The following is a 9784-nucleotide window of genomic DNA, read 5'->3' as shown; positions in this document are numbered from 1 at the left end:
GGGCGAGGGTTTGGCCCTGAAGGGCCGGAATTTCAAGGGCGGAGAGGCCTGAGTTCGTCAGCACCGCGATCAAGCCGTCCACGGCCTGGGCCAGGTTCTCGTCCACCAGATGCAGGGTCGAGGTCCAGTCATGCAGGCCCGTCAGTTCGGCCTTGCCGTCCGACACGCCGCGCAGCGCCAACAGCGGCAGGCCGAAGGTCTGGGCCGCGCGGACCAGGGCCCAGGTCTCCATGTCCACCATCTCGGCGTCGATAGCGTCATAGGCGGCGCCCGAGACGACGTTCCCGCCGGTCGACAGGCGCGCGCTCGGCACGCCGGGGATGGGGCATGGCAGCGGCAGAACGGCGGGCCTGTCCAGCAACGGCGTCACGCCCTTCTCGAACCCCAGGGCGCTGGCGTCCATGTCGCGATAGGCCACGGACGACGCCTGATAGACCGCCGCGTGATCCAGCACGCGTGACCCGCACGAGCCCAGCGACAGGATCAGGTCCGGCGCCTCGCCCCTCGCCTCCAGCCGCGCCAGGGCGGCGGTCAGCGCCACCGCCCCCTCGACCGGCCCGATGCCGGTCATCAGCGGGTCGATACGGGCGCGCAGGTGTTCGCCATACTCAGCGGGCGCCGCCATCACCGGCAGGACCGTGACGACGCCGTAGCGCTCCAGCCTCATGAAGCGCGCTCGAACAGGGCGATGAAGAAGCCGTCCGTGCCGGTCGCGGCGGGCGACAGGCGCAGCTGGTTTCCTTGCGCCAGGGCGGTCAGGCGTTCGCGCCCCGCCTCGGTCAGGTCCGCGCTGTGCGCCGCATCGGCGACGGGGACGGGCTTGAAGTCCGGATGCGCGGCTTCGAAGGCGGCGGCCGTGGCCTCGTTCTCGGCGCCCAGCACCGAGCAGGTGACATAGGCCAGACGCCCGCCGGGCCGCACCAGCTTGGTCGCCTGCCCCAGAATGCGCAGTTGCAGCGCGTGCAGGCGCGCGACCTCCTCAGCCGTCAGGCGCCAGCTGTCCTCCGGCCGACGCCGCCAGGCGCCCGAGCCCGAGCACGGCGCGTCAACCAGCACCACATCGGCCTGACCGTTCAGATCCTCGACCCCGCCGCCGTTCGTACCCAGCAGGCGCAGGTCGGCCTCGACGCCCGCGCGGGCCAGGCGCGGCTTCACATTGTCCAGACGCTTGGCCGAGACGTCGCAGGCGATCAGCGCCCCCTGCCCCTGCATGGCCTGCACCAGGCCCAGCGTCTTGCCGCCGCCGCCCGCGCAGTAATCCACCACCGTCGCGCCGGGGAAGGCGCCGGACAGCCAGCCGACCACCTGGCTGGCCTCGTCCTGAATCTCGAAATGGCCGTTCTGGAAGCCGTCCAGCGGCTGCACGTTCGGCGCAGGCTCGGCGTCCAGACGCAGGCCCCAGCCCGACAGTTCCGTGCGCTGGGGCGACAGGCCTGCGTCGCGCAGTTCGACCTCGACCTCCTCCATCGTGGCGCGCAGGCTGTTGACGCGCAGATCCACCGGCGCGCGGCCGCTCAAGGCTTTGACCTCTTCGCGCCAGCGGTCGCCGTGGACCGCCTTCAGGTCCGCCGTCACGAAGTCCGGCAGGGCGACCTCGGCCAGATCGACCGCGTCCTCGCCCGCCATGACGCGGCCGCGCTCGTGCTTGGACAGGGGACGCGGGCCATAGCCTTCGCCGTTGTAGAGGCCTTCGATCTCCTCCAGCGTCGCGCCGTCCAGCACCGACAGGGCGCCGACGATCAGGGCGCGTCCGTCCTGACGCCCGCCCATGAAGGCCGACAGGCGGCCGCGTGCGCGCAGCACCTGATAGACGCGCTCGGCGATGGCGCGGCGGTCGCCCGAACCGGCATAGCGGTTCTGCTGGCTCCAGGCCTTGAGCACGGCGTCGGCGGGCTGGCGGCCTTGGGAAATGCTGTCGATGATGGCGGCGGCGGCGGCCAGACGGGCGGCTGGGGTCAAATCAGACTCGGATGAAAAGGGCCAGAAGGCACATCGCCAGTCCCGCGAGCGAGACCAGCCACACCAGCGACCGGATATAGGGAACGCCCAGGGCGTAAAGCGGGATATAGGCGACGCGCGCCCAGAAGTAGAGGGCCGCGCCCCACGCCGTGAGCGCGCCGGTCCGATCCGCAACCTGGGCGATCAGCACGGCGCCGATGAACAGCGGCAGGGTCTCGAACAGATTGGCCTGCGCCCGCTCTAGACGGCCGACGACGGGGCTATGCGCCTCGGGCGTCGTGTCCCGCGCCCCGGCGTTCCACGACAGGCCGAACTCGCGCGTCCGGGCGAAGGCGGGCAGCAGAATCTGGACCAGAGCCAGCACCAGCGTCGCCGCCAGATAGGTGAGTTCAGTCGTCACGCCCGTCTCCTGTTCTACTCGCCCAAAACAAAACCGCTCCCGACCGGGGCCGGGAGCGGATCAGGTCAGCCCTGACGATAGTTGGGCGCCTCGCGCGTGATCATCACGTCGTGGACGTGGCTCTCACGAAGGCCCGCATTGGTGATGCGGACGAAGCGCGCGCGTTCCTGGAAGTCCGGGATGGTGGCGCCGCCGACATAGCCCATGGAGGCGCGCAGGCCCCCGACCAGCTGATGCACCACCGGGGCGATCGGCCCCTTGTAGGCGGTCTGTCCCTCGATGCCTTCGGGGACCAGCTTCTCGGACGAGACTTCCTTCTGGAAGTAGCGGTCGGCCGAGCCGCGCGCCATGGCGCCCACCGAGCCCATGCCGCGATACGACTTGTAGGACCGGCCCTGGTACAGGAAGACCTCGCCGGGGCTTTCGTCGGTCCCTGCGAACATCGAGCCCATCATGGCGACATTGGCGCCCGCCGCGATGGCCTTGACCAGATCGCCCGAGAACTTGATGCCGCCGTCGGCGATGACCGAGGCGCCCGTGCCTTCCGCCGCGCGGGCGGCGTCGACGATGGCCGTCAGTTGCGGCACGCCCACGCCCGCGACGATGCGGGTGGTGCAGATGGAGCCCGGCCCGATGCCGACCTTCACCGCATCGGCGCCCGCGTCGATCAGGGCGCGGGTCGCGTCATAGGTGGCGACGTTGCCGGCGATGATCTGGACGCGGTTGTTCTCGCGCTTGATGCGCTCGACCACCTGGGCGACCGAAGCCGAGTGGCCGTGGGCGGTGTCGATCACCACCACGTCCGCGCCCGCATCGGCCAGCGCCATGGCGCGCTCGAACCCGGCGTCGCCGACGGTCGAGGCGGCGCCGACGCGCAGGCGGCCCTGCTCGTCCTTGCAGGCGTTGGGGAAGGCCTGGGCCTTCTGGATGTCCTTCATGGTGATCAGGCCGACGGCGCGATAGGCGTCGTCCACCACGATGACCCGCTCGATCTTGCGCGTGCGCAGCAGTTCGCGCGCCGCCTCGCGCCCGGCCGAACCTTCGCGCAGGGTGATCAGCTCGCCGGTCGTCATCAGATCGGCGGCCTTGAGGTTCAGGTCCGTCTCGAAACGCATGTCGCGGTTGGTCAGCATGCCGACCAGCTTGCCGCTCTTGGGATCGACCACGGGGAAGCCGGTGATCTTCTTGCGCTCGACGATCTGGAGGACTTCGCCCAGCGTCGTGTCGGGGGCGACCGTGACCGGGTTCACCACCATGCCGCTTTCATAGCGTTTGACGGCGCGGACCTCTTCGGCCTGCTCGTCGATGGTCATGTTCCGGTGCAGCACGCCCATGCCGCCCGCCTGCGCCATGGCGATGGCCAGGCGGCTTTCCGTCACCGTGTCCATGGCGGACGACAGCAGCGGGATGTTCAGTTTGATTTCGCGTGTCAGCTGGGTCGAGACATCGACCTCAGCGGGCATGACCTCGGACGGACCGGGTTCGAGCAAAACGTCATCGAAGGTTAGGCCTTCGCGTATCTCCATTTGGAGCCTCCATTTTGCGGGCCGCGTATAGCCCCCGTTTGCGGGGAACCGCAACCCCAAGCCCGCGCTATCGTGCATATAAGAGGAATTGCCTTGAAACGGACGGCGAGAGGCCGCATTTCCCGATAATGGTTCGCATCTTGATCAACACGGCGCGACAGCTCGCTCTCAAGATTGCGAGCTACGGCGCCATGCACCTGATCGTCGCGATCCTGGTGGCCTTCGCCCTGACGCGCGACTGGCGGCTGGCGCTGGCGGTCGGCGTGGTCGAGCCGATCTTCCAGACCATCGCCTATTCCATCCACGACCGCGTCTGGCACCGGGTCGAGCGCCGCAAGATGCTGTCTGGCGTCGAGGAGACGGCCGAGGCCTTCACCGCCCGTCTGGAGGTGATGAACGCGCACGAGCAGAATCGCGCGCACAACCATCATGGCCAGGGCCACGGACACAGCCACGCCCTGCCTCGCAACCTGAAGCAGATCGCGCTGAAGACCGTCACCTACGGCGTCATGCACTTCGCCGTGGCGGTGCTGGTGGCCTTCGCCCTGACGCGCGACATCCGCATCGCCCTGGCCATCGGCACCATCGAGCCGCTGGTGCAGACGGTCTTCTTCACCCTGCACGACCGCATCTGGACGCGGGTCGAGGCCAAGAAGGCCGCCCGCCGCGCCGCCGCGGCGGCCGAGGGCGCGTCGGCCTAGCCGACGCCCTCCGCCACGCCCGCGCCGCGCCCTCACAGACGCCGTCGTCCGTCTGCGTGAAGTCGGCAAGGATGAGCGCGTCGCCGCGCTGGATCCTCGGGTCAAGCCCGAGGATGACGGCGTGTGGGAGAGCTGACGGCGGTTGTTTACGGGTGGGAAGACAGCGAGCCGGCGCCCTACCGCTTGTTCAGCGCCACAAGGAAGACCTCGGCGCTGCCCTTGCGGCTCGATTCGGGCTTCACGTATTTCACCGTCTCGAACTCTTCGCGCAGGCGCGTCAGCACCCCGCCCGCGTCGCCGCCCTGGAAGTTCTTCGACACGAAATTCCCGCCCGGCCGCAGGGTGCGGATGGCGAAATCGGCCGCGATCTCGATCAAGGCGATGATCTTCAGGTGGTCCGTCTGGCGATGGCCGACCGTATTATGCGCCATGTCCGACAGCACCAGGTCCGGCGGCCCGCCGATGGCGTCCAGCATCTGCTGATCCACGCCCGGATCGGTGAAGTCGGCCTGAATCAGCGTCGCGCCCGGAATCGGCTCGATCATCAGCAGGTCCACGCCCGCCACCGCCGCCGCGCCGCGATCCAGCGCCACCTGCACCCAGCCGCCCGGCGCCGCGCCCAGGTCGATGACCCGCGAGCCGCGCTTGATCAGGCGAAACTTGTCGTCGATCTCCATCAGCTTGAAGGCCGCGCGGCTGCGCCAGCCCTCGGCGCGCGCGCGATCGGACCATTCGTCCGACAGCTGGCGCTTGATCCACGCCTGGCTGGACAGGGTCTTCTTGTCGGCCGTCTTGATCTTCTGGCCGACCTTGCGCCCGGCTGCGGTGCCGCCCGTGGGCAGGCGCACCATGCGGCGGCGTTCCTGCGGCTTGTCGGCGGGCTTTTCGTCTTCACTCATGCTTCCCACATAGCCCTGACGGCGTTCAGCCGCTATGACCCGCGCACAATTCCGGCTCGCATAACCTCAAGGAGCGCCCGATGGCCGACCAAACCCTGACCTTCACCCTGGACACCGGCGACGGCGAAGACCGCAACGTCGTCATCAAGCTGCGCGACGACCTGGCCCCCAACCACGTCAAGCAGATCACCGACCTGGCCAAGGAAGGCTTCTATGACGGCGTGGTCTTCCACCGCGTGATTCCGGGCTTCATGGCCCAGGGCGGCGACCCGACGGGCACCGGCACCTCGGGCTCGAAGAAGCCGAACCTGAAGCAGGAATTCTCGAAGGAGCCGCACGTCCGCGGCGTCTGCTCCATGGCCCGCACCGCCAACCCGGACAGCGCCAACTCGCAGTTCTTCATCTGCTTCGACGACGCCCGCTTCCTGGACGGCCAGTACACCGTCTGGGGCGAGGTGATCGAAGGCATGGAACACGTCGACGCCCTGCCGAAGGGCGAGCCCCCGCGCGCGCCGGGCAAGATCGTCAAGGCGACCGTCGCCTAAGGATCGATATCAGCGGCGGGGGATCAGTCCCCCGCCCACCACCGCATCGAAACCCCGTCGAAGGTCCGGCCCCCGACCTTCAGCGTCCCTTTCAGGACCACGCCCTGATCTCCCAGATTGCGTCGCGCCTTCGCCAACGCATCCTGGTCGAGCCTTCCGTCGAACGACACCGCTCCCAGCTCCCGCGACATCGCCTCGAAGCGCACCCGGTCCTCGGTCACGTCATAGGCCGTCGGAATCAGCCGCGTACGCCGCGCCTTATCGCCCGCTTCGAACTCCATCATGATCGGCGCAAAGCCCGCCGTCCGCTGCCCGTCGCGCCAGGCCATGAAGTCAGGAACCTGGCCCAGGAACAGGTGATGCAGCCGCCAGTCGCCCACCTCAACCGCCGTCGTGGGGATGTAATAGCCGGACACGTCCTCGGGCAGGTCATGCTTGAACGCCGTCGCCTGCGCCGTCTTGTCGGGCGCCGCGCCCCGGTCGCAGGCGGCGACCGTCAAGGCCAGCGCCGCCGCCAGCAGAACCGGCAAGGCCCTCAAGGCAGGCGCACCAGGGCGGCCAGCCAGCCCAGATCCTGCAGATGCTCGACCGACTCGAACAGCGGCACGGCCAGCAGGAAGACCAGGCCGTCGCGCAGCGTCGTCAGGAAGAACTGCGGACGCACCTCCAGACTTTCGGCGTCGCGCCACTTGGAGAAGTCCGGCCCGAAGCGCGGCGTCCGCGCGCAATAGTCCGCATAGGTCTGGCCGAAAGCGCCCGACAGCCAAGCCTCCTCGCGCTTCACCGTGGCGTAGAAGACCGCCACCGTCAGCAGCAGGAAGATGGTGGCCAGGGTCACGCTGCCCGTCTGCGCGCCTACGCCGAACGCCCCCATGAAGCTGAAGACATACAGCGGGTTGCGGCTGATCGAATAGGGTCCGCGATCCACGATCTCGGCCTTCTTGCGCCCGCCGATATAGAGGGAGCACCAGGCCCGCCCGACGATGCAGACGACGATCAGGCCCAGGCCGAACGCCTCCAGTCCCTCATGCAGCATGGTCTCGCCGCCGATGGACCGGCTGACAAAGGCCAGCCCGACCACGCCGATCAGTCCGACCAGCAGCGCCGCCTTACGCAGCTTCTGCACCCGCTGAAGATCAAAGTCCTGCGTCGCCGACATCTGTGTTTCCTTAACTGATGTGACTGCGACAGAACGCCGCTCTTACGGCGCTTTCAAGGCTTATCTTTGCGAGCGTTTCGCGGTCGCAAAAATCACTGGTCCAGCCACTGATCCAGGGCGCGGAAGCCGCTGATGGCCAGTTCGGTCGCGTCCTGGAACACCGCCGGATTGACCTTCTCGAAATCGTCGCTCGGGCGGTGATAGTCCGTGTGATAGTTCACCCCGAAATAGAGGAACGGCAGGCCCGCGCGGTGGAAGGCGGCGTGATCCGACGCCTCGACCCAGTTGTCGGCGCCCTTGTCCTCGGGCGTGTCCTTGCCGAAGGCCAGGGCCACGGCCCGACGCGCCGGAACCTGATCCAGCACCGGACGGAAATAGGGGTGCTGATAGGTCCCCGTCACCCACAGCTTGCCGTCGCTGTCGGCCCGCGCCGTCATGTCGAAGTTCAGGTTCATCGCGATAGCGTGCAGCGGCACCGGCGGCGCCTCGACGAAATGCTTGGCGCCCAGCAGGCCCCGCTCCTCGCCGTCCAGCGCCACGATCAGCACGCTGTGCTCGGGCGGGTTGGCCTTCAGCCGCCTGGCCAGCTCCAGCATGGTCGCCACGCCCGAGGCGTTGTCGTCCGCGCCGTTGTAGATCTGGCCGTCGTTGACGCCGACGTGGTCATAGTGGGCCGTCACCACGATGTATTTGTCGGCCACGCGCGTGCCGGGGATCACGCCGATGATGTTGGTCCCGCTGTAGGTCTTCGTCCCCTCGCGCGTGCGGCCCTGCATCTCCCACGGCTGCAGACGCCCCATCGGCGAGGGCTGGACGCCCAACGCCTCCAATCGCCCGACGATGTATTCGCGCGCCTTGGCTCCGCCTTCAGAGCCGGTGTCTCGGCCCTGCATGTCGTCGGCCGACAGGATGCGCAGATCCTCCATCAACTGAGCGTAATCGGCCGAGGCGGCGGCGACGGCGGGCGTTTCCGGCGCGGCCGGGACGGTCGTCGTCTCACAGGCGGCCAGCGTCAGGGCGGCGGCGATCACGGACAAGCTGACAAGGACAGGACGCATGGAGGGCTCCGGCAGGACACTTTGAGGCGCGACGCTAGCGGCCCCCGGCCGCCGCGTCAGATTACGTTTCTGTCATGGCGCGTCTGCCATCAAGGTCGGGGAATGATAAGGAACCGTTCCGCCTTTGCCGACTTCCTGCGATTCTCATGTCCGACCTTCTCACGCCCGTCGAAACCCTGACCGAAGCCCAGGCGCGCGAAGAGCTGGATCGCCTGTCGGCCGAACTGTCGCGCCATGACGCCCTCTACTACGCCGACGCCGCGCCCGAGATTTCCGACGCCGACTACGATGACCTGAAGCGCCGCGCCCTCGACATCGAGACCCGCTTCCCGGCGCTCTCCAGCCCCGTCTCCCCGTCCCAGCGCGTCGGCGCCCCCGTCTCGACCCAGTTCGCAGAGGTCCGCCACGGCGTGCCCATGCTGTCGCTGGACAACGCCTTCGACAACGGCGAGGTGCGCGACTTCGTCGCTCGCATCGCCCGCTTCCTCAAGCTGCCGGGCGACGAACCGATCGCCTTCGTCGCCGAGCCCAAGATCGACGGCCTCTCGGCCAGCCTGCGCTACGAAAAGGGCGTCCTGGTCCAGGGCGCCACGCGCGGCGACGGCAAGACGGGCGAGGACGTGACCGCCAACCTGCGCACGCTGGACAGCATCCCCCAGACTCTGACCGGCTCGGGCTGGCCCGACGTCATCGAGATCCGGGGCGAGGTCTACGCCCCCAACGCCGCCTTCGACGCCTTCAACGCAGCGGCCGAAGCCGAAGGCAGGCGCACCTACGCCAACCCGCGGAACTTCGCCGCCGGGTCGCTGCGCCAGAAAGACCCGAAGATCACGGCCCTGCGCCCCCTGACCTTCTTCGCCTACGCCTGGGGCGAGACCTCCGCCCCCTTCGCCGAGACGCAGGCAGGCGCGCTGGAGGCCTTCCGCAGATGGGGCTTTCAGGTCAACGACCGCTCGGCCCGGGTCGAAGGCGCCGACGGCCTGATCGGCGTCTATCAGACGCTGGAGGCCGACCGCAGCCGCCTCGGCTACGACATCGACGGCGTGGTCTATAAGGTCGACCGCCTGGACTGGCAGCAGCGCCTCGGCTTCATCGCCAGAAGCCCTAGATGGGCCATCGCCCACAAGTTCCCGGCGCAACAAGCCACGACCGTGCTGGAAGGCATCGACATTCAGGTCGGCCGCACCGGCTCCCTGACCCCTGTCGCGCGCCTGCATCCCGTCACCGTCGGCGGCGTCGTGGTCCGCAACGCCACCCTGCACAACGAGGACGAGATCGCCCGCAAGGACGTCCGCATCGGCGACACCGTCGTCCTACAACGCGCGGGCGACGTCATCCCCCAGATCGTCGGCGTGGTCGATACACTGCGACCCGAGGGCGCCGTCCCTTACGTCTTCCCCACCGTCTGCCCCGTCTGCGGCTCCGAAGCCGTGCGCGAGGGGGACGAGGTCAAGCGCCGCTGCACCGGCGGCCTGATCTGCGACGCCCAGATCGTCGAGCGCCTCAAGCACTTCGTCAGCCGCCGCGCCTTCGACAT

General features: G+C 68.5%; 11 protein-coding genes. 3 read left to right on the top strand and 8 right to left on the bottom strand.

From position 1 onward, the window contains the following. From ACU5AP_RS15750 to guaB, 4 genes are all read right to left on the bottom strand, one after another. The coding region (locus ACU5AP_RS15750) for a 5'-methylthioadenosine/S-adenosylhomocysteine nucleosidase (RefSeq protein WP_446681494.1) at nt 1-667 on the bottom strand (667 nt) is incomplete at its 3' end. After that, the gene (locus ACU5AP_RS15745; RefSeq protein WP_446681493.1) at nt 664-1959 is read right to left on the bottom strand and encodes an RsmB/NOP family class I SAM-dependent RNA methyltransferase; all 1296 of its coding nucleotides are present in this window, start codon (nt 1957-1959) and stop codon (nt 664-666) included. The genes ACU5AP_RS15750 and ACU5AP_RS15745, both read right to left, overlap by 4 nt. A 1-nt stretch (nt 1960) precedes the next feature. Continuing rightward, nucleotides 1961-2359, bottom strand: a complete 399-nt coding sequence (locus ACU5AP_RS15740) for an MAPEG family protein (protein ID WP_128719829.1) — start codon at nt 2357-2359, stop codon at nt 1961-1963. 65 nt (nt 2360-2424) lie between these two features. Beyond that, a complete protein-coding gene (gene guaB / locus ACU5AP_RS15735) occupies nt 2425-3885 on the bottom strand; it encodes an IMP dehydrogenase (protein ID WP_446681492.1) in 1461 nt (486 codons plus the stop codon). 128 nt (nt 3886-4013) lie between these two features. Between guaB and ACU5AP_RS15730 the strand changes: the two genes are divergently transcribed. After that, nucleotides 4014-4586: a DUF2061 domain-containing protein gene (locus ACU5AP_RS15730; protein WP_112999279.1), complete on the top strand. Its 573-nt coding sequence runs from the start codon at nt 4014-4016 to the stop codon at nt 4584-4586. A 176-nt stretch (nt 4587-4762) separates the two neighbouring features. Here ACU5AP_RS15730 and ACU5AP_RS15725 read toward each other — a convergent pair whose 3' ends face one another. Then, nucleotides 4763-5485, bottom strand: coding sequence for an RlmE family RNA methyltransferase (locus ACU5AP_RS15725; protein WP_003164490.1), 723 nt, complete (start codon nt 5483-5485; stop codon nt 4763-4765). A gap of 80 nt (nt 5486-5565) precedes the next feature. Between ACU5AP_RS15725 and ACU5AP_RS15720 the strand changes: the two genes are divergently transcribed. Beyond that, the gene (locus tag ACU5AP_RS15720; protein ID WP_003164489.1) at nt 5566-6030 is read left to right on the top strand and encodes a peptidylprolyl isomerase; all 465 of its coding nucleotides are present in this window, start codon (nt 5566-5568) and stop codon (nt 6028-6030) included. Between the two features lie 23 nt (nt 6031-6053). On the opposite strand, the gene ACU5AP_RS15715 is transcribed toward ACU5AP_RS15720, so the two are convergent. The 3 genes from ACU5AP_RS15715 to ACU5AP_RS15705 form a co-directional block, all read right to left on the bottom strand. Continuing rightward, the gene (locus tag ACU5AP_RS15715; RefSeq protein ID WP_446681491.1) at nt 6054-6560 is read right to left on the bottom strand and encodes a hypothetical protein; all 507 of its coding nucleotides are present in this window, start codon (nt 6558-6560) and stop codon (nt 6054-6056) included. 5 nt (nt 6561-6565) lie between these two features. Beyond that, nucleotides 6566-7189, bottom strand: coding sequence for a methyltransferase family protein (locus ACU5AP_RS15710; protein ID WP_003164487.1), 624 nt, complete (start codon nt 7187-7189; stop codon nt 6566-6568). A gap of 92 nt (nt 7190-7281) precedes the next feature. After that, complete coding sequence (locus tag ACU5AP_RS15705) at nt 7282-8247, bottom strand: M20/M25/M40 family metallo-hydrolase (protein WP_313391712.1); 966 nt, start codon at nt 8245-8247, stop codon at nt 7282-7284. A gap of 146 nt (nt 8248-8393) precedes the next feature. On the opposite strand from ACU5AP_RS15705, the gene ligA reads away from it, so the two are divergent. Continuing rightward, on the top strand, nt 8394-9784 hold a 1391-nt coding region (gene ligA, locus ACU5AP_RS15700), incomplete at its 3' end, for an NAD-dependent DNA ligase LigA (protein ID WP_446681490.1).

Source organism: Brevundimonas sp. RM1 (assembly GCF_052907225.1).
The sequence above is the reverse complement of the archived record's forward strand: the minus strand, read 5'-3'. Positions and strand labels throughout refer to the sequence as shown.

Coding starts and splice junctions, on each gene's coding strand:
- guaB (WP_446681492.1), bottom strand. CDS start 3,885: ATGGAGATACGCGAAGGCCTAACCTTCGATGACGTTTTGCTCGAACCC.
- ACU5AP_RS15730 (WP_112999279.1), top strand. CDS start 4,014: ATGGTTCGCATCTTGATCAACACGGCGCGACAGCTCGCTCTCAAGATT.
- ACU5AP_RS15725 (WP_003164490.1), bottom strand. CDS start 5,485: ATGAGTGAAGACGAAAAGCCCGCCGACAAGCCGCAGGAACGCCGCCGC.
- ACU5AP_RS15720 (WP_003164489.1), top strand. CDS start 5,566: ATGGCCGACCAAACCCTGACCTTCACCCTGGACACCGGCGACGGCGAA.
- ACU5AP_RS15710 (WP_003164487.1), bottom strand. CDS start 7,189: ATGTCGGCGACGCAGGACTTTGATCTTCAGCGGGTGCAGAAGCTGCGT.
- ACU5AP_RS15705 (WP_313391712.1), bottom strand. CDS start 8,247: ATGCGTCCTGTCCTTGTCAGCTTGTCCGTGATCGCCGCCGCCCTGACG.